The organism is Heyndrickxia sp. FSL W8-0496 (genome assembly GCF_038007825.1).
In the GTDB taxonomy this organism is placed as follows: domain Bacteria; phylum Bacillota; class Bacilli; order Bacillales; family Bacillaceae_C; genus Heyndrickxia; species Heyndrickxia oleronia.
Map to the genome: position 1 here is coordinate 1150085 of NZ_JBBOXX010000001.1, position 20561 is coordinate 1170645.

The following is a 20561-nucleotide window of genomic DNA, read 5'->3' on the forward strand; positions in this document are numbered from 1 at the left end:
TTTTATTTTTAACGGAGGCAAACATCATGTATTATCTCATAGCACTATTCGCCTTAACTTTGAATCCATTAATATGGAAATCAAATTATAAAAAGAAGTCATTTTTAGTCTTTCAAGGCTTGCGATTGATTGCAGGAATTGTAAGTATCTTTGTACTTACCTATGTAGGTCTTATCGATCATACATGGGAAGCATTTATTAGTTACGGATTATTTATCATTGGTGCGTTTTTTATTCTAGATATTCTTTTTATCCGTGGAAAGTATGGGGGAGTTACACCGCTTCTAGGGCTTGCTTTTATTATTGGAGGTCTGTATTTTACCTTTATTTATCCAATAACAATTACGAATGATAAGTATGAGTTTGTTAAGAAAAAGGTAACGATAGAAAAGAAAGAGGAATCAGCCATTGATGAGCAGCATATTCCTGTAGTTCCAGAAAAATATGCAAGATACCGCAGTGAAAAGCTAATAGGCGAGTTAAAACACTCATCCTATTATGATCTAGGCGACTCAACTATTCAAAAAATCGATAATCATCTTTATTGGGTGACTCCAATAGAATATACTGGATTTTTTAAATGGTTAAAAGGAGAAAAGGTTCCTGGTTTTATTAAAATGAGTGCTGAGGATGAAGGGGCTGAAGCCGAGCTCGTACAAGTGAAGATGAGTTATGTACCGTCAGCATTCTTTAGCAAAGACGTGAAACGACATGTTCGTTCGATTCATAAGGATATGATTTTATTAGATGTCAGTTTTGAACCCGATGATGAGGATCATCCATACTATGTAATTCCATATGGGAAATATGAAAAGTTCCGCAATATTGTCGATGTAAAAGGAGTATATTTAGTCGACCCAGTAACAGGAAAAACAACGGATTACTCCTTAAACAACTTACCTGACTTTATTGATCATGCCATTCCAACGAATGTTGCAGAGGATTGGAATGAGTGGTATGGAAAATATGTTCATGGATTTTGGAATTCCCACTTCTCCCAAGAGGATGTCATGGTCCCAACAAATTGGGAGGGAGTTGATGAGGTGAATGGAGTCTTTGATCAAGAGCTACAGCTTCATTGGTTTACCGACTTTACCCGTCCGAAATCAGGGAGTGGGGCAATGGTCAGTTACTCTATATTAAATGCGAGAACAGGGAAATTTACTTTCTTCACTGAAGGAAATGGCCTTTTAAATGGAAAATCTGCTATGAATGTTGCTGAAAAAACATTTAGAGCGAACAAATATGAAGCGGGTACGCCGATTCTTTATACGATTTATGGTCAATTTACATGGGTTGTACCGTTAATGGATTCCAATCACGTATTCCGAGAAATGATGCTAATTAATGCAAAGGATGAAAAGGTTTATAGCACAGGTGATACAAAACGAAAATTATTCGATGACTATAAATATGCGATTGCTACAAAACTAGGTAATGACACTACAACACCTACTGATAAAGCTTTATTGAAGTCGCAAAAAGGAATCGTCTCACATGTCTATAAAGCTGAAACGGAACGAGGTACAGCAGTAAAATTCATGATACAGGGCAGTGATAAAATTTTTGTTGTACAATCCAGCGATTTTCCGTATTCAATATTTATTGAAAAAGGTAATACAGTTGAATTCAACTATATTGATACAGATGAAATAATGACATCAGTGAATGGGGAATTTAAAATAATTAAATAGAAGTAAATGGGGCTGTCTGAAACAGCCCCATTTTTTATATGGTCTGTTCCAGACAGTTCCTGATATGATCGACCAAAGATTCTATTGAGTTTTTGTATGTATCAATGTGGATATTGTATACTTTTCCTTGCTAATGTACAAATTCTAATTTTTTTTAGCCTGTCCACTTAATCGGTCTTCTCTTAATTTTTTCCCTTAATTCAAGCTCATAAAGAGGGCAGTGTACACCCAAAAAGAAAACTGGATAATTTTTTAAACTATCAAAGCAATTTCTGAATGCATCTCATCATGTAATATGTGGTCGATCACAAGATTAATCCCTTTATTTGAAAAGATGGCAATGATCTCATGGAAAAAATACTCTGTTGGAACAGGTTTAAGTAAAGTTTGAATCAATAAGCGGAATGTATGAATACCGTGAAGGATGAGAGGACATTACCTAGGCGCGGTAACGAAAGAGAGTGATTGATTACCTTGAAGGAGAAAATTGCGCGAGCACGGTAATGAAAGAGAGCGATTGATTACCTTGAAGGAGGAAAATGGGCGAGCACGGTAACGAAAAGGAGCGATTGATTACCTTGAAGGAGAAAATTGCGCGAGCACGGTAACGAAAGAGAATGTTTGATTACCGTGAAGGAAGAAAATAACGATACATATAGCTAGTCCCCTTTCATTTCAATGAGAAAAGTTCTAGAAGCTTATAAGAATCGCTGAATCTTTTACAAAAGCAACAAATTAGAGGAAACAGTCTTTCAATAATCGAAATCATCAACGCTCAAATGAAAATAGTTCGGGAGCAATTAGTTTTTTTGATAAAGTCGTTTTACCAGAACTGAATATTATTTTCCTTTTTTTATTTTGTTTTTTCCTTATTTATATTTTTCTGGTTAGCATAATATTTTACTAAGTAAAAAACCACACTAATCGTGCAGTTTTGTAGAAGTTTATTCTAATACTACCGGGTTGGGAGCAACGGGAACGGTAATGGCTGTATGAAATGGTATAGGACCAATTTGTTCGATAGATGAGTCTTCTGCACCAGAAAATGTTACCGTTTTGTAACCAAATTCGCGTGCAGTTAGCAAAAGGCTATCTAACATAAGAGTAGTGGCTTCGTTATTTTGTATACCTGAATCATTCGTAAATGTTATCTTTACATGTTCTTTGTTTTTGTCGCCCTCAATTTTCTCAATATCTACTCCATCTGGAATCGGTGGATGTAGGGGCTTTTGCCATTTGAAATTTTCACTCTCCATATATTTGACTGCTTCGGACAAAGTGTTATACCTCTCCTTAGTTGGTGTAAGAAAGGTAGGGTGATCCTCATCATACATATATTCAATAAACGCATGGTTCCCAGCTTCATCAACAGGGAAAATGGCTTCGGACTTTCCGTCCGATAATAATTCAATCTCATGATAATTTTGCCAGCGAAAAGTCTCTTTTATAGACTCAAAAAAGGTATTGTTATCTAAAGAGGTAGTATGTGATTTTATATCAATAATGAGCTTGTCATCTTTCGCATAAAGTTTCTTTACATTGTCAAGATCAATTGGAAGAAGCCCCCATTGGTCAAATGGCATTTTACTTATTTTATTATTGTAATTGCGCAAAGAAGGGAGCTCTTTTTCGTCTGTAATCATACTAATAGGAATAATAATTTTTTTATCGTTTGGATCAGTAAGACTGAAAGTGAGATAGTTTTCCTCGGGTTGTACAGCATAGCGTTGATTCGTTTCAGAAAAAATATTCGGTACATCATTTGCTTGAAGAGTGTTCAAGCCCATATCCATCGTTTCCTGCTTGCTGCTATCTTTCTTGGAAGAATTCATCGGTTTATGAGTAAATAAAGAAGAACTAACAATAAAAACAACTACTAGGACACCGAAAGATGCAGCAGCAGGAAACAACCAGAGCGGTCGCTTTCTTTTCACTAATTTTGGAGAAATGGCTTCATATATTTCCTGCGGTTGTCTATGGTCTTTTACGACCGGAAATTTCTTGAGTAATTCTTCTATATTATACGTATTATCTTTCCAATCGTATTTTTCCACAGTTTGCATCTCCTTTCTTTAATTCGGCTTCCATTAAAAGTTTCAATGCTTTCAATGCTCGATGCTGTGTAGTTTTTACTTTTCCTTCGGTCCATCCGAGCACTTCAGCTGTTTCCGCAATGGTTAAGCATTGAATATATCTTAATATTAATACCATTCGCTGATCAATCTTACATTTATCTAAGCAGCGATACATTAATTGAATGGATTCATTTTGAAGGGCAATATCTTCTGGAAGAGGAGATAGATCACTTATTTGGTTAGTTTCCATGTCAAATGTATCTGCTAGCCGATGTTTCCACCTTTTTTGCTTACGAAAAAAATCAATGGCTACATGCTTAGCGATAGAGAAAACCCACGTTTTTTCACTGCTTCGATTTTCAAATTGATGATACGATTTTAATACGCGAATATATACTTCCTGTACCAAGTCCTCAGTTTGTTCGCGATTTTTTACCATATAAAATAAAAACTGAAATAAGTTTTGATGATATTTTTCATAAAACTCATAAAACCGATTCTCCATCTCCATACCCCCCTAAATATATTTGTCGTAATTGAAACAGGAAAGGTTACAGAAATTAAAAAAATTTAATTTAAATGTAATACAAGGAATATTTTTGATTTGGAGGAAAATCAGAATTATAAAGGTTCATAGAAAAAGCTATCCTTAAGCGGATAGCTAGTAATTTATGAGATTTTAGGACTTTTTTATATGGAAAAAGTTTGTAAGGATCCAAGGCCCTTCTGGAAAACCGAGAGTAAGTTGCCAGACACCGGCACCTTCAATTTGGAACTCCCGAATCAGTAGGCTCTTTACGCTCATGCTTCGCGCATCCTCAAACCATACGACGTGCTGGATACCTTGATCATCAACATATTGAAAATACGGGGATTGATCTTTTTCGGAATAGTGAATAGGAACCTGATAATTCATAGCCAATTGGACAGCATTCTGATTTGATATACCCGGATAGATGGTTCCTTCAACATAGGGAAGAGTCCAATTATATCCATATAATGGAAGACCTAATAGAATCTTATTTCTTGGTATTCTATCGATCGCGAATTGCAATGTTTGTCTTACCTCATTGATTGGTGCAACGGGCCCTGGTTCACTTGCCCCGTGATGCCAATCATATGCCATGATAAATATTAAGTCGACAACAGACCCAATCCCCCCGTAATCATAGCCCCGCAGCCAAGGGATATTCTCATTTGTTTTTGGTGGAACAGCAACCGTCAACAGTTTCCCCTTTGGTTTTAAACGATCTCGAAGTTCTCTTAAAAATCCAGTGAATAAATCTCTATCTGCAGCAAGAGTTTGCTCGAAATCGATATTCACACCAGCATAGCCTTTATTAGTTACAATTTGATCAATATGGTTGACTAAATTATTTCTAGCCGAGGGCTGATTAAGCATTTGATGGGTTAGTTGAGCATTAAATCCTGATTCAGTTAAATTGGTAATCGTCATTAACGGCTTAACTCGGCGTGACCAAGCTGTGCGTATAGCAGTAGCATCATTTATTGTATTTAAAGAACCATCAATAGAAAAATGGTATTCAAAGAAGGCGATATAGGTAGCATACGGTGCAAAATTATTGATGAGACTTTGATCCTGCTCTGGTGTTCTTAGTGTATAAAATCCTAATCCAGTTGCTTGGTAATTAGATATATTAGGAATGGTTAATCTCATCCCAGGCTGTAAACGATTGGGAGAAATGGTGGGATTCGCACGTATTAGAAGATTTACAGATAAATAGGCCATTTTTGCGATGGAATAGAAGCTATCACCGGGTTGAACAATATATGTATTAGTAGGAATCACTAAAGCTTGACCTGGAACGATATTTGTTTGGTTCAGCCCGTTTGCAAGACGAATCTGGTCAAGTGGGACGGAATATTTTTGACTTATCTGATAGACAGAATCCCCAGGTTGAACCGTATAAATAAACATGTTAACACACTCCCTAAAATAGCTTATATATAATATTGTATGGCTGAGTGTTTGTCATCATTCGCTATCGATTATATAAGAATGCTGTTTTTATAGTTTGTTGCTTTTGTAAAAGCCCAAGTACCGGCTCTTACTTCCAATAAAGAATTCAACGGTCTTATGGAGTTTGCAGCTCTTTCCTCGGTGATGAAAGATGTAGCAATCTACAACCGAGAGTTAATAGTCAATACACTACTTCATTAGCGACAATGTTTAAGGAAAGGGCCTTTAAGAATGAGGAAATTTGCCTTTTCCTCATTCTTCCCCATAAACTATTTTATTTTACTGCATCGATTGCATTGATCAGCCATTGATTTTTTACTTTTACAAAGGTCACTTTTTCTTTTGAATGCTCACCTGTCTCACCTAATGGAACAGAAAACTCGTATAGGCGAACATCTTTTTTGGTATAAATAAGTTTTCCCTTCGCTTTGTCCCAATCTAAAAGACTCCCCCCATCTGCATTAGGCTGTGCGAGCTTTCCTTTGTATTCGATAAAACGATATTTTTTAACCCCTTTTTCAATTGCATTCAATGTAAATACTTCATTAAGATAGGATACCAACTTCTTCTTTGTATTAAATTCAGTACAGAAATAGCGGTAATCTGTTCCTTTGTAAATAAAGGTTTCTACCTTACAGTTTGTATTTTTATTGTTTAAGTTATGACCAATCATTGCACTCCAATAATGTGTACGTGCCTTTTTGGCAATCGACAATGCCTCCTTTGGCGTTAAATCTCCTGTAGCGGTTTTCGCGGAAGCTGTCATATTAATACTAAAGATCAATAACACCGCTATTAATACTGTGAACAGTTTTCTCATTCAATTTCCTCCTCTAAATTCAATTCAACTACTTCGACGTGTAGGAATTAAAAACGTTTCAAAGAAAAGGAGGGAGTAATTAGAATGGTTATATTGTTGATTTTTGTGTTAATAAATCGGTTGATATATTGATCCATTTTAACGTGAAATCAGTTTGATAAATATTGAGATCCTAAGAGCTATCGATTACAAAATTTGAAAAGACCCTAGCTTTTAAATAGAAATAACAAAGGAAACATTTGGCAATTTAGAAAACGTTAAAACTTTAAAAAAAATGTCGATAAAAAAATATGGGGTAAAACAGAATGTCTTAATATTTAAAAATTTCAAAATTGATCGGAGTGGTGAAAGAAAGAGAGAGGACACCATGATTCAAATGACATCTTTGAAATGAAAGAGGGAGTAACTTCATGAAGGAACAGAAAAAGTTTAAGCTAACGATTCGAAAAAAGCTTGTTATTACTTTTGTCATAATGCTTTTAGTTCCAACGATGATTGTTGGAACTGCAGCATACATAAACTCGAAAAATAGTATTGAAAAACTATTAATTAAATCTGCAAGAGAAAATGTAGATACACTCAACGCCCTTATTAGTGATACTATTACCCCATATTTAAGTGATGCAGAGTACTTGTCGAGCACGATTAACTTGAATGACTATCAAGGAATGGAAAGTCCAATTGTACGAAAGAAACTTGATGATTATATGAATTATCATCAAAATGTACAAGCAATATATGTTGGAACAGAAACAGGGCTAATGATTCAATCTCCTAATAAAAAAATGGCAGAGGACTATGATCCGAGACAAAGACCATGGTACCAGGAAGCCTTAAAAAAACCAAGTGAAACGATTATTACAGAGCCTTATGTATCAGCTACTAGTGGAGAAATGGTTGTTACAATAGCGAAAACAATAAATGATCGATCAGGAGTTATTGGAATCGATATATCTTTACAAGGTATGAATGATATTGTTAAAAAAATTAATATCGGCTCAAAAGGGTATGCGATGATTCTGGATAATAATAAACGATTTATTGCACACCCAGAGGAAAAAGGTGGATCTGAGGCAAAGCAATCATTCTATCAAAAATTATATGAAAAAAACACAGGGGAATTTGAATATAAGACCCAAGGTTATGAAAATATCATGATTTTTGGCACCAATAAGCTGACTGGATGGAAAATTGGTGGCGCCCTATTTAATACAGAAATAAATGAAACTTCACAGCCAATCATGATATTTACTGGAATCATTAATTTAATTGCGGTAGTCATTGGGGGGATTGCTGCCTTTTTTATCATTCGATCGATAACGAAACCACTTCTGCGATTAAAAGATGCTGCTAATCGAATGAGTGAAGGTGACTTAACCCAAAAAATTGATATTCGAACTAGTGACGAAATCAATGATCTGGCTGATGCATTCAACGACATGGCGGGGAATATTCGACATTTAGTCCAACAAATTGATGAAAGTGCCATCCAACTATCAGCTTCGTCCGAAGAATTAAATGCGAGCGCAGATGAAACAACCCGTGCAACAGAACAGGTAGCTGATGCAATCGAACAGGTATCCAAAGGTGCCGAAAACCAGACAACAGGAATCGAGAGCAATGCGAATGCAATGGACGAAATTGCACTTGGTATTCAGCGAGTAGCAGATAATACCGCACATGTTACGGATCTAACGCGGAATACAACTCAGCTTGCTGAAGAGGGTGGAGAATTTGTCAATCGAACTGTTGATCAAATGCAAGAGATATATGATTCGGTTGAACAATCAAATATGAAAATCACCTCTCTTACTGATCGTTCTAAAGAAATTGGGTCAATAATTGAAATGATTACGGGAATCGCGGATCAAACCAATCTACTGGCCTTAAATGCAGCGATTGAGGCAGCTCGTGCAGGTGAATCTGGCAAAGGGTTTGCCGTAGTCGCAGAGGAAATTAGAAAATTGGCTGAACAATCAAGGAAATCTGCATTACAAATTGCGCAATTAATTTCAGAAATCCAAAAGGAAACGGAAACCTCTGCATTGACCATGGAGGAAGCAACGAAAAAGGTTGAAACAGGTCTTTCTATTTCAAAAGAAACTATTGAGAAATTTTATGAAATCCTAAACGGAATGAAGGAAATTGCTCCACAAATGGAAGATGTAGCAGCCATCTCTCAGCAAATGACCGCTAGTGTTGAAGAGGTGAGCTCTGTAGCCAATGATCTAGCAGCGATTGCAAAAGAAAACTCTGCTGCAGCAGAAGAAATGGCATCTACAACAGAGGAAACCGTCGCATCCATGCAAGAAATTTCGTATTCAGCAAAGTCACTATCCAATCTTGCTGAGGATTTACAATTATTACTAAAGAAATTTAAAATCTAGTAAAAAAAGGGATTGTCTAAAAAAATGGACAATCTCTTTTTTACTATAATAGAAATATAACTAGAGTAAGTTTTTCTCTATATAAGGGGCGCTAGGCTCTAAAAAAATGTCTATTCTATGGAAAATAGCAGGGGCTCACCCGAAATTCTTCTAATATACATAAAATAAAGCGATTTAACGAAACTTCCCCATCGTTCAAAAATAAATCCTTCTAATCTTCAATAATACCCACTTTTTCTCTGTATACGTAAGAATCACTCATCAAACATACAATTGTTACAATAAGCTCTTTTCGATACCCACCCCATAGAAATTCGTATATAATACTCATAACAAATTAATCGAGGTGATGGGGAAATGAGTGGAATTGTTGGATATATAGGAAAGTCTTCGGCTCATTCAATCATTTTAGATTGTCTAACCCATTTAGACTATCGTGGGTATGATTCAGCAGGACTGGCAATTTCAAATATAAAAACGATAGAAATTCGCAAGGAAAAAGGTCGGATAGAGGACTTGAAGGCACTTTTGGAAATTGAGCCAATCAATATAGGGAATATAGGAATAGGTCATACTAGATGGGCGTCTCATGGGATCCCTTCAGTTGCAAATGCTCATCCCCTTTGTGATGTAGAGGAGAAATATATTGTTGTTCACAACGGAATCATTGAAAATTATCGAGCGTTAAAAAATATGCTGATCCATGAGGGATATACATTTACAACCGATACGGATACAGAAGTTATCCCTAATCTCCTTGCTCACTTTGATACTGGGGATTTTGCAGAAACAGTAAAAAAAGTAGTACCCTTATTGAAAGGGTCCTTTGCTCTGGCGATTATGTCAAAATCGCAACCAGATACGATTATTGCCATTTCACAGGAAAATCCATTAATTATCGGATTTGGTGAAGATGAGGCATTTTTATCCTCTGATATTTCAGCGCTTTTATCTTATACGAAGGAAATTTACCCGATTAAAAATGGAGAAATAGCAATTCTTCATTCAACTGGAATTAACGTACAAACAGTTGATGGGACAGAGGTGAAGCCTGATAAAATCATTGTAGAATGGGATAAAGATGATTTCAGCATGAAGGAATATGATCACTACATGCTAAAAGAGATTATTGAACAGCCAAAAGAGATTAAAAAAACTTTAGAGGGGCGTTTGACCGAAAACAGTGTCGAATTACCAGAACTTAATAAACTATTAACACAAGAGAATCTTCAATCCTTTAAAAAAATTGATATTGTTGCAAGTGGTACAGCTTATCACGCAGGAATTGTTGGGAAAAAAGTGATGGAAACGATGCTAAATCTACCTGTGGAAGTCTCCATTTCCTCCGAATTTCGCTACGAACACGGACCACTAAATGAACATAATCTCGTCATTGTCATTAGCCAATCCGGTGAAACAGCTGATACATTATCTGCTTTAAAAGAGGCAAAAGCGAATGGATGCCAAACGATTGCCATTACAAATCGTAAACGCAGCAATCTTGCAAGAAAGGCAGATTACACAATATGTACAAATGCCGGTCCGGAGCTAGCCGTTCCAGCAACTAAGGCATATACCACTCAAATAACCGTTTTATTACTTCTAGTGATCGTTCTTACTGAAACGATCAATGGCCCAGGGATTGAACGTATTCCAGAAATGATCAAGGAATTGGAACAGCTCCCTGATGAAGTGGAAAAAACCTTGATCATGACTCAGGATGCGATCGATCAATTTGCACAAGTAACAGAGGATCAAGAAAGCCTATTCTTAATTGGGCGGGGCTTAGATTACGTTTTGGCCTTAGAAGGAGCATTAAAACTTCAAGAGGTTGCATATTTACATGCAGATGCCTATGCATCTGGCGAAATGAAGCATGGAACGATGGCACTAATTACCCCTGGAGTTCCAGTTATCGCTTTATCTACGCAAAAGCATCTTCGTGATAAAACGATAAGCAATATTCGCGAAATCAAGGCAAGAGATGCATTTGTTATCGGCGTGACAACTGTTGGTGATGATGATATAAGTGAGATTGTCGATGAAGTCATGTATATTCCTGAAGTTCATCCATACTTGATGCCAATTGTTGCAGCGATTCCATTGCAGTTATTAGCTTACTATGCAGGTACAGTTCGTGGTTTTGATGTAGACCGTCCGCGAAATTTAGCGAAGAGCTTAACAGTGGAATGATGGTGGAAAAAATATTTTTTCTAATTTGAAATAAAGTTGCGGATCCTTATAAAAAGATGTTTTATACATTAGCAGTATTTGTAAAATACTCACGAGGTATCCCTTGAGATTTGATGATCTAAAGGGATATTTTTTATATTTATATTGGAATGTAAGCACTAGAATGATTGATAAATTTCTCACGTTGATAACTATTCAAAACGTACATTTTCTGAGATTTCATTAATCTTATTCCAATTTAAAATTGAATTTCTTTTTCTTCTCGTTTTTAAACCCTTTCTCTGACCAGTCCCTTAGTATTCGATTTAGAAGTCTTTGGCAAATTTGTTTTTATATATTGATTTAAATGTGAAGGGGATTCAACTGTACATAAATAAGCTGCTAAACGTACCCAGGCTGGTGAGAGTGCATTTATTCTTGATGAAATGGTGCAAGTTCGAAGTTTATAGGCTAGCTCCTGAAGTAATAGTTGAATAAATTTACAATCAAATTTTAAATGTGCTTCGAATCTTTCTAAAGGGACACATAATACTTCACAAGGTTCTACTGCAATAAAGTTTGATTCAACTAAGCAATCTGTAAATATTTCGATATCACCCATAATCGCTGGTTGTAGACAATAGCGTCGGTAACCACCCCCTCTCTATAGTTACCGTGTCCATGGAATTATCTCCATCAAGGTAACCAATTGCTCCCTTTAGTTCCTGTGTCCGCGGAATTACCTCCATCAAGGTAAACAACCGCTCTCATTAGTTACCGTGCTCACGGAAATTCCTCCTTCGGGGTAATCAATCGTTCCCTTTAGTTCCTGTGTCCGCGCAAATTTCACCTTCGAGGTAACCAATCGCTCTCATTAGTTCTCGTACCCACGTAATTTTTTCCTTCGGGGTAACCAACCGCTCTCATTAGTTCCCGTACCCACGCAATTTTTTCCTTCGCGGTAATCAACCCCTCCCTTAGGTTACCGTGTCACGTAAATTCCTCTTTCGTATTTATTTAAGAGTAAAGTTTGAATCAATAAGCTGAGTGTATGAATACCGTTTGAGAAAAGGGCTTAGCTATATTTATTAGTTATAACAATAATTAAATAGCAAAAATGTATTAGAAAAAAAACAAAAGAAAAAGAACATTTGAAGTTGAGAAATGGAATATAAGGCGAGAGAAAATTCCCTTACTACCTATGGAAGAATTGCAATTAGATTGCCATTAAGCATTCACCTAATCATAAAAACCTGTGAAGCGATTGTAATAACAACGAATTTTTTTAGCAAATAGATAAAGGATTTGAAGTTTTGCATATTAATTTTAAAAAAGCTATCTTCCCAGGAGATGATTAGCTGTGCAAAAAACTATTGGGTTTGCTTGTTTTAGTTTAAGACGAGGGAATTATACGTGCTTGACCAATATCTTTTCATTATGAAATCTTAATCTTAATAAATTTTAAATATTACATTTTAGCTGTCACAAAATCCTTTCTTCAATCGTTTTGATTACAGAACGATTCTAGGAGGGATTTTTATATGTTTAAATATGATGTGGCAATAATTGGTGGGGGATTGGCTGGGTTGACAGCAGCAAATTTATTGGTGAGGGAAGGAAAAAAGGTCGTTGTTTTGGAAAAATCGAATCGTCTCGGTGGCAGGGCGATAACGAATGAAAAAAATGGAGTGCATTTGAATTTGGGGCCGCATGGACTGTATCTTTCAGGGGATGCTATGACAATTTTAACTGAACTTGGATTATCCATTCCTGGTGGTAATGCTTCAAAATCTGTACAAATTCATGGCATTCTCAATAAGTCAGTTCATGTTATCCCAACAGATTTTTCATCGATTATGTCATCTCCCCTTTTATCATGGAAATCGAAGTTTGTGTTCGGCAAGTTCATGTTAAAGTTAATGAACTTAAATGTTGGTACCATTCCAGAAGTTAGCCTTAAGGAGTGGGCTGATGCGGAAATAAGTGATCCAATGGTAAGACATATTTTTTATTCGATCTGCCGATTGACGACTTATACAAATGCCCCGACCTTACAGCTTGCAAAGCCAGTATTGAAGCAAGTGCAACGTTCTTTGAAGGGCGGAGTTTTGTATGTTGATGGAGGTTGGGGAACGATTGTGGAGAAACTTAGGCAGCAGGCTATAGCCTCAGGAGTTGAAATTTTTTCGAATAAAAATGTCATAAAGATTGAGCATCATGGTGACTATCAAAGCATAATTTGTTCTGATGGAACAGTACTTGATGTAGCGGATTGTATCGTTGCCGCTCCTCCGAAAGAAGCAGTGAAAATAATTAAAGATGCAGAACATACATCATTGGGATTATGGAATGAACAGGCGATTCCTATTACGGCAAGCTGTATTGATCTAGGCTTGAAAAAATTACCTACTCCACGACATCAGTTTGTAATCGGTCTTGATCAATCATTATTTTTCACAAATCAATCACGAGCAGCAAAATTAAGTGATGATGGATCGGTCGTTGTAAGTCTAGCAAAATATCATAATCCTATAGAAGAAATCAACGTAAATGCAGATAAGCAACAATTAGAATCGGTAATGGATTTGCTTCATCCAGGATGGAGACAAGAGGTCGTTGTGCAACAGTTTTTACCAAAGCTAACAGTATCATATAATTTCCCACATTCGAAACGAAAAGGGAACCCGGGTCCGAGTATACCAGAAATGAAAGGCATGTATATTGCAGGAGATTGGACCGGACATGAAGAAGTATTAGCTGATGCTGCAGTTGCAAGTGGGAAGCGTGCAGCGCAAGAAATTTTAAAAGCTAATGAAATGATAGTGATAAAGGAAGGGTAGCGTTTTGGAGACTGAACAATTGTATCAGACGTATAAACCTTTGTTATTTTCGATTGCCTACCGAATGACGGGGAGTGTTACGGATGCTGAGGATCTTGTACAGGAGGCATTCTTAACTTACAACAGTGTAAGTAGCAAAAAGGTCATTGAAAACAAGAAAGCGTATCTATGTAAGATTGTGATGAATAGTTCAATAGACAAATTGCGTTCAGCCGCTAGTAAACGCGAGGTTTATGTTGGAGAGTGGCTGCCAGAACCATTGGTGGATGAAGGAAATGACCCTACTCATACTTATTTGATAAAGGAATCTATCTCGACCGCTTATCTCTTGCTTTTGCATCAGTTATCTGAGGATGAACGAGCTGTCTTCATATTACGAGAAGTTTTTCAGTATAGCTATGAAGAAATTGCAGCTATTATTGAAAAATCTTCTACTAATTGCAGGCAGATTTTCCATCGCGCGAAAAAAGGCATGGAAAATCGTCCAAAAGCTGCATCATTGGATTTTCAATCTATGAGGAGTAGGGTAGAACAATTTACGATGGCGTTTCAAGAAGGGAATATTCATAAAATGCTGGAGTTATTGAAGACAGATTCCGTATTTATTTCTGATGGTGGCGGTAAAGTAAAAGCTGCGATAAATCCAATTTATACATCAGAACGAATTGTCTTTTTATTTACGAGCATTATGAAAAAGTTGCCTAAAAACACGAAAATGGAATTTAAAGATGTGAATGGGTATCCAGGAGTAGTCGTATCCATCAATGATTATGTCGCCTATGTGATCTCAATAGAATTCCTTGATGATAAGATTTCCCGCATTTATATGGTGGCAAATCCGGATAAATTGGTACACTTACAAAATTAACGATCAATACTTTTCACTATCGAAACCATACAAATTATATACTTCCGGGGCTTTTACCTTAGTAAGGTGATTAACCATCTGACGGAAAAAATGTCTTGCAGAATCTGCAGGAGAAAACCCGGATCCACGCTATCGCAATCGCTCAGAGCAAAGGTGGATCAACTTTTGAAACGAATATGTTAACAGCCTACTTGGATCAATATTTTTGAAAAGTAGGCTTTGTTTTTTATGCTTAACAAGCAATAGTTTAAAAAGATAAAAAGTCTTTACATAAAAATTCACACCATTGAGTGCAATGTTTTTAATATTGAAGAAAATGAAATATCATTTATTGCTGCCTTTTCAACGCTACTGCTAACCCGAATCATTAAAAATCATCCCGATTTAACGATTAGGGCATATTTATTAAATTGTGTTAGCGTAGCGAAACATATATTTATACATTGCTTCTGTAGGAAGGGATTAATCAATTTTTTGATGAAATAGTTCAAGCTAGCTATGGATTAATGAAACCTTTCTTTGTATCTTTCGTAGAGAATAATAAATAAATTTTAGGAGTGATTTTCATGTATGAATATAAATTTGAAACTATACCTGTTGGGGCATTAAACGGAAAGCCAAAAAAAGACTATCAAGCAATCATCCACGAAAACGCTAGGGAAGGATGGAAGTTATTGCAAATTGTAACTCCCCCTTTTGGCGGTGCTGGACAAGCACTGACTATGGAATTAATTTTTGAGAAAAAGATCAATTAGTTTTAAGCAGACGCTTTGTCTGCTTTTTTGTTGAAGTTACTCTACTAACTTGAAGTGGAAGTTTAATAAGCTAATAACCGATAAAAATTTCACAATTTTTAAAATATATAGATTGACATTGCACTAGGTTTAACCTTTAACCTTAATATGTAAATACATTATAGGAGCTGATTGTATGTATCGCTGGGATGGAGGCTTTATCATGGTAGATTTAGAGGAGTTTGAAAACTGCGTAAATTGGTATCAGGAGATACTGGGATGGGAGTGTGTTGATAAAATTACTTCTTGGGTTGGTAGGAAAGGATTTATGAAGTTACCTAAAGCGGGGATGGTTACGATAAAGTCATTTGAAGGGGAATATGAGCACTTACAATCTTCTAGTAATGAGGGACAAGTAAAGCTGGTATTTGTAACCTATGACCTTGATCACACCTTAAGCTTTTTAGAAAGAAAAGATGTAAAATTCACTGAAACAAATAGTTTACCTAATGGTCAAAGATTCTGTGACATTTTTGCTTTTAACGATGTGAGTTTAACACTTGTCGAGGACAAGCAGAGAGTGGATACCGATGACTACCCGGAATCAGGAATTCTAGGTTTCGGAAATGTAAATTCCTTAATCTATGTTAAAGATCCAAAGGTTTCTGCGGAATGGTATGCAAAGAACCTTGGATTTGAAGTGGTTGAGGTGAATGTAGAAAAGGGTTATGCACATCTGAGGACAGAAGATGCTTATGACAGAAATGTGTTAGGACAACAATATTGGGATAATATATGGTTACTCCAAAGTATGAAAAGTTCAGTGGAAAAACCGAGTGATCATCAGGCTAGATGTTATTTTGATATTAGACCTGCTGTTTTCTTTGAAGAATACAATAAATTAATTCGTAATGGGATCAAACCATCAGAAATTGCAGGAGACCCTATAAACGGTTGGGGTGGATTTCATATATATGATTCTGATAATAACCGAATAAATATTTGGTCGTACAAATAAAAAGATGGACAGATGAAATGAATCTTTCGATAAACGAATTTTCAAAAAGGACAGGACTCCCTCCTAGTAAACTGAGATTTTATGATAAAAAGAGATTATTAGTGCCATTTGTCAGGTTGGAAAATGGTTATAGGGCCTATGCGTTCGATCAAATATATCAGGCAAAAATGATTGATTCGCTTAGACAGGCAGGTATTTCAATCCAGGATATTAAGCAATATTTTACAGTGAATGATCAGGAGAAAAAAAAGATACTTGATCGTTGGAGAGAGGACTTGAACAAAAGAACGGAGGTCCTCCTTGCAGCTCAAAAATTTATTGGTGGAATCAATGTAGAAAATCCGCAACAAACACTATTATTATCAAATTGGGAGACCGAAAAGTATTTTGTGTGGCAAAGGGTTCATTCGCAAAGGCAGCCGAATCCTTTTCAAAAGCATTTTACTACTGCAAAAAGTCAATTAGAAAAACTAGGAGTCACATGCTCTGAACAGGTATATGTAAAAACTGAAATGATTACTGAGGACAAAATAATAGGAGAGATAGGGTTTGAGGTTCTAAATAATTCTTTGACAGGAGATCATAAAGATTTTAGAATTGAAAAAGTTTCTCCAACCTTATTTGCAGTTTTACAGGACTGTAGACCAGAAGATGCACTTTTTTGCTTTTCTTATATACAGGTTATCATCCGCTACGGATTTCAACCAATAGGTTCGAAGCTAGAGAGATATTCGAACATAGATGCGAGTACCTTTGATTATTTAATTCCAGTTGTAAAATAATTTTTGTAAAAAAAACGGATCGTTTTATATAATTTATAGCGGAAAATCCCAAAAATATGGAGTAGCTTGTGGCAGTTATTATAATAAAAAACTTATTATTTTATAGCTACTCAAGATGTTTTCTAAACTAATTTGTTTTATAATAAGAAAAAACGTTTTTACTAACACAATTTGGGAGGTGATAAAATGGCAATAGAACCCAAATTGCTAGAGTCTGTAGCTACTCATGCAAAGCCTATTATTGGAAAGGCGATACTTTGCATGGGGTGGACAATACTAAAATAAACAATCGCCCATTATTTAATTTTGCATTTCTAATATTTTGGCTTTGCACCTTATTTCTAAATATAAAAAAATAAGGGGCTGGCAAAATTGAAATATGTAAAAGCATCAACTGTTTTACCTGAGAATCTCATTATGGAAATTCAGAAATATGTTCAGGGGGAAACAATTTATATACCGAAACCTCGGAACAATCACCAGAAATGGGGGACTCAATCGGGTGGAAGGAAATACATTGATCAACGTAATGCGATGATAAAAAAAGCATTTAAAAACGGCACAACAATCGATCAATTGGCAGATGAATATTTCCTTTCAATCGAAACGATAAAAAAAATTGTTTATGCTAAATAAATGGAAAAGGCACTGTCAATGAAGGAGTTGTCTCCTTGGTAGTTGACGAGTGCCTTTTTAGGTATAGTTCATTTCCGACATATTTTCTACCTTTCAATAGGTACGATAATCTTCTATAGTTAAAAAGAATCTGAAGTTTAGGAGTTGAAAATCATGGATCCTTTCATAAGAAGTGATCAATATCATTTTATAAAGCAACAAACACAAATTTTAATAAACGGCCATTCAACTGTTAACGATGGAAATGTCCTTCAAGCACTAAAATCATTAGCAAAGGAAAAGGTCGTTCAATTATTTGAAGAATTAACTGAGGAACAGGAAGAACTCATTCAACCAATAATAAATGTACAAGATACAGCGGATGCTGAGAAATTTTTAGCTACAATAGTGCCTTATGTAGTTCCTTTTAAAACAGTCTCACAGCAAGCCATTAAAAAGCTGTTTCCGAAAGCAAAGAAATTAAAAGTACCAGCAATGGAAGATATGGATTTAAGAGAAATTTCCTATTTAAGTTGGATTGACGAAGGATCTAGTAAGAAATATCTTGTGGCCATGCTTGACAATAAACTTGTTGGTTTACAAGGATCCTTTAAAAGGATTCAGCAAAAAGGAATCTGTGCTTTATGTAATAAGCATGAGGAAGTCGGATTATTCTTAACAGAAAAAAAGGGTGAGGTACGAGATACGTTTATTAAAAAAGGAAATTATATTTGTATAGATAGTTTAAAATGCAATCAAAATTTAACTTCTGTAGATAAACTTCATGAATTTATTGAACGGGTAAAAAAATGAGTGTATTCCAATAGCGGCTGCCTGATTGTTTCAATTTACAGACAGCCGTTACCATTTTTTTAGTATGGATCAGCCTCATGACCTTTATTGATGGCTTTTTCAGGTGCTTTATCTGCATCCTTATTTCCAAGTGGCTTTTGACTGGAACCACTTTTAGATGCTTGAGTCAAACCTTCTCTTAGCCTACGTCCATATTCTTCATCTGCTTCTTCAGCAAGAGCGATCATTTTCTCTTGGATTCTTTTATCACAAGGAGCAAGTCCAGAAACAAGATTTGATATTAATTCATCTTTTTCCCACTGTTCAAAGCTTCGGTAAGTTTCTCCTGCTTGTTTCGTATTACTTTGGCGATCGATGGATTCGCGTACTAATTGGCCTTCAATCTGAGGTGTATATTCCTTCCCGTATTGTTTTGCTTCTTTTAATCCACCTAAAATAGATGGTTCATAATTCACATGAGGATTTTGTCCAGGTGCACGATCTACCTTATATTGCATTTGTCCGCCACTTTGGTTTGTGGCTACACGTTTTTTGGGCGCATTAATTGGGAGCTGTAAATAATTCGCACCTACTCGATACCGTTGTGTATCAGAGTAAGAAAAAGTACGACCCTGAAGCATTTTATCATCTGAGAAGTCAAGCCCATCGACAAGTACACCTGTCCCAAATGCCGCTTGCTCTACTTCGGTAAAATAATCCTCTGGGTTTTTATTAAGCACCATTTTTCCTACTTTTCTCCAAGGGAATTGATCGTCAGGCCATAGCTTTGTATCATCCAATGGATCGAAATCTAGTTCTGGATGCGCATCATCGCTCATGATTTGAACAAATAATTCCCATTCTGGATAATCGCCTCTTTCAATTGCATCATATAAATCTTGTGTTGCATGATTAAAATTAGTTGCTTGTATTTCTTCTGCTTCTTTTTGTGTCAAATTTTTAATCCCTTGTTTTGGCTCCCAATGATATTTTACAAGTACAGCTTCCCCTGCACTGTTCACCCATTTATATGTATTCACACCAGAACCCTGCATCATTCGATAATTAGCTGGAATTCCCCAAGGAGAATAAACAAATGTGACCATATGAAAGGTTTCTGGAGAATTGCAGCAAAAGTCAAAAAATCTTTCATTATCTTGGAGGTTTGTTATTGGGTCAGGTTTAAAAGCATGAATCATATCTGGAAATTTAATTGCATCACGGATAAAGAAGATTTTAAGGTTATTCCCTACTAAATCCCAATTTCCGTCCTCTGTATAAAATTTTACAGCAAACCCCCTTGGGTCCCTTAATGTTTCAGGTGAATGTCCGCCATGAATAACCGTCGAAAAACGTACAAAGACAGGTGTTTTTTTCCCTTTTTCTTGAAATAATTTGGCTCGCGTATATTTAGAAATTGGTTCATCTCCACATGTACCATAAGCTTCAAAATATCCATGTGCCCCTGCACCACGTGCATGAACAACTCGCTCTGGAATTCGTTCACGATCAAAATGGCTAATCTTTTCAATAAAATCATAATTCTCTAATGTAGCGGGTCCACGATTTCCTACTGTACGAATGCTCTGGTTATTCGTAATTGGATGCCCTTGTCTGTTTGTTAATGTGTCTTCATGTTCTTCATTTGTTTGATTGATTGGTTGGTTTGTGTCCTTAGACATTCGATGTCCTCCTTTTTTGAAAGTTTTTTCATCGAAGATAGCTTTTGCTTTGATTAGTATAAAAATACAATGGAGCTTCTAATTATTTTGTTTTGATTGAT

Annotated in this window: 15 protein-coding genes; 10 read left to right on the top strand and 5 right to left on the bottom strand. The window is 36.0% G+C overall.

What is annotated here, in order from left to right:
• Positions 1 to 26: 26 nt before the first annotated feature.
• The gene (locus NST63_RS05760; protein WP_341041563.1) at positions 27 to 1694 is read left to right on the top strand and encodes a hypothetical protein; all 1668 of its coding nucleotides are present in this window, start codon (positions 27 to 29) and stop codon (positions 1692 to 1694) included.
• A gap of 944 nt (positions 1695 to 2638) precedes the next feature.
• Here the strand turns inward: NST63_RS05760 and NST63_RS05765 are convergent.
• The 4 genes from NST63_RS05765 to NST63_RS05780 all read right to left on the bottom strand — a co-directional run bounded on the left by NST63_RS05765 (position 2639) and on the right by NST63_RS05780 (position 6570).
• Positions 2639 to 3748 (bottom strand): hypothetical protein, encoded by a 1110-nt coding sequence (locus tag NST63_RS05765; protein WP_212944684.1) that lies wholly within the window; start codon positions 3746 to 3748, stop codon positions 2639 to 2641.
• The gene (gene sigX, locus NST63_RS05770; protein ID WP_071975073.1) at positions 3723 to 4274 is read right to left on the bottom strand and encodes an RNA polymerase sigma factor SigX; all 552 of its coding nucleotides are present in this window, start codon (positions 4272 to 4274) and stop codon (positions 3723 to 3725) included. Before sigX ends, NST63_RS05765 begins: the two co-directional genes overlap by 26 nt.
• A gap of 174 nt (positions 4275 to 4448) precedes the next feature.
• On the bottom strand, positions 4449 to 5708 hold the full coding sequence (locus NST63_RS05775) for a glycosyl hydrolase family 18 protein (RefSeq protein ID WP_341041564.1): 1260 nt from the start codon (positions 5706 to 5708) through the stop codon (positions 4449 to 4451).
• Between the two features lie 316 nt (positions 5709 to 6024).
• Positions 6025 to 6570, bottom strand: coding sequence for an IseA DL-endopeptidase inhibitor family protein (locus NST63_RS05780; protein WP_209391867.1), 546 nt, complete (start codon positions 6568 to 6570; stop codon positions 6025 to 6027).
• Positions 6571 to 6980: 410 nt separating this feature from the next.
• Here NST63_RS05780 and NST63_RS05785 point away from each other — a divergent pair, with 410 nt between their 5' ends.
• The 9 genes from NST63_RS05785 (at position 6981) to NST63_RS05825 (ending at position 18799) form a co-directional block, all read left to right on the top strand.
• Positions 6981 to 8957 (top strand): methyl-accepting chemotaxis protein, encoded by a 1977-nt coding sequence (locus NST63_RS05785; RefSeq protein WP_212944681.1) that lies wholly within the window; start codon positions 6981 to 6983, stop codon positions 8955 to 8957.
• 357 nt (positions 8958 to 9314) lie between these two features.
• Entirely contained in the window at positions 9315 to 11150 is a 1836-nt protein-coding gene (gene glmS / locus NST63_RS05790) for a glutamine--fructose-6-phosphate transaminase (isomerizing) (protein WP_212944680.1), read from the top strand.
• 1520 nt (positions 11151 to 12670) lie between these two features.
• A complete protein-coding gene (locus NST63_RS05795) occupies positions 12671 to 13969 on the top strand; it encodes a phytoene desaturase family protein (protein WP_212944678.1) in 1299 nt (432 codons plus the stop codon).
• Positions 13970 to 13973: 4 nt separating this feature from the next.
• Positions 13974 to 14837, top strand: a complete 864-nt coding sequence (locus NST63_RS05800) for an RNA polymerase sigma-70 factor (protein ID WP_212944677.1) — start codon at positions 13974 to 13976, stop codon at positions 14835 to 14837.
• 566 nt (positions 14838 to 15403) lie between these two features.
• A complete protein-coding gene (locus NST63_RS05805; protein ID WP_212944676.1) occupies positions 15404 to 15592 on the top strand; it encodes a DUF4177 domain-containing protein in 189 nt (62 codons plus the stop codon).
• 175 nt (positions 15593 to 15767) lie between these two features.
• Positions 15768 to 16589 (top strand): VOC family protein, encoded by an 822-nt coding sequence (locus NST63_RS05810; protein ID WP_212944675.1) that lies wholly within the window; start codon positions 15768 to 15770, stop codon positions 16587 to 16589.
• A gap of 17 nt (positions 16590 to 16606) precedes the next feature.
• Entirely contained in the window at positions 16607 to 17371 is a 765-nt protein-coding gene (locus NST63_RS05815; RefSeq protein WP_212944872.1) for a helix-turn-helix domain-containing protein, read from the top strand.
• 372 nt (positions 17372 to 17743) lie between these two features.
• Entirely contained in the window at positions 17744 to 18007 is a 264-nt protein-coding gene (locus NST63_RS05820; protein ID WP_212944674.1) for a CD3324 family protein, read from the top strand.
• A gap of 153 nt (positions 18008 to 18160) precedes the next feature.
• A complete protein-coding gene (locus NST63_RS05825) occupies positions 18161 to 18799 on the top strand; it encodes a FusB/FusC family EF-G-binding protein (protein WP_078111315.1) in 639 nt (212 codons plus the stop codon).
• 59 nt (positions 18800 to 18858) lie between these two features.
• On the opposite strand, the gene NST63_RS05830 is transcribed toward NST63_RS05825, so the two are convergent.
• The gene (locus NST63_RS05830; protein WP_078111316.1) at positions 18859 to 20460 is read right to left on the bottom strand and encodes a catalase; all 1602 of its coding nucleotides are present in this window, start codon (positions 20458 to 20460) and stop codon (positions 18859 to 18861) included.
• Positions 20461 to 20561 lie beyond the last annotated feature (101 nt).

Coding starts and splice junctions, on each gene's coding strand:
- NST63_RS05810 (WP_212944675.1), top strand. CDS start 15,768: ATGTATCGCTGGGATGGAGGCTTTATCATGGTAGATTTAGAGGAGTTT.
- NST63_RS05760 (WP_341041563.1), top strand. CDS start 27: ATGTATTATCTCATAGCACTATTCGCCTTAACTTTGAATCCATTAATA.
- NST63_RS05825 (WP_078111315.1), top strand. CDS start 18,161: ATGGATCCTTTCATAAGAAGTGATCAATATCATTTTATAAAGCAACAA.
- glmS (WP_212944680.1), top strand. CDS start 9,315: ATGAGTGGAATTGTTGGATATATAGGAAAGTCTTCGGCTCATTCAATC.
- NST63_RS05775 (WP_341041564.1), bottom strand. CDS start 5,708: ATGTTTATTTATACGGTTCAACCTGGGGATTCTGTCTATCAGATAAGT.
- NST63_RS05830 (WP_078111316.1), bottom strand. CDS start 20,460: ATGTCTAAGGACACAAACCAACCAATCAATCAAACAAATGAAGAACAT.
- NST63_RS05780 (WP_209391867.1), bottom strand. CDS start 6,570: ATGAGAAAACTGTTCACAGTATTAATAGCGGTGTTATTGATCTTTAGT.
- sigX (WP_071975073.1), bottom strand. CDS start 4,274: ATGGAGAATCGGTTTTATGAGTTTTATGAAAAATATCATCAAAACTTA.
- NST63_RS05815 (WP_212944872.1), top strand. CDS start 16,607: ATGAATCTTTCGATAAACGAATTTTCAAAAAGGACAGGACTCCCTCCT.
- NST63_RS05785 (WP_212944681.1), top strand. CDS start 6,981: ATGAAGGAACAGAAAAAGTTTAAGCTAACGATTCGAAAAAAGCTTGTT.
- NST63_RS05805 (WP_212944676.1), top strand. CDS start 15,404: ATGTATGAATATAAATTTGAAACTATACCTGTTGGGGCATTAAACGGA.
- NST63_RS05795 (WP_212944678.1), top strand. CDS start 12,671: ATGTTTAAATATGATGTGGCAATAATTGGTGGGGGATTGGCTGGGTTG.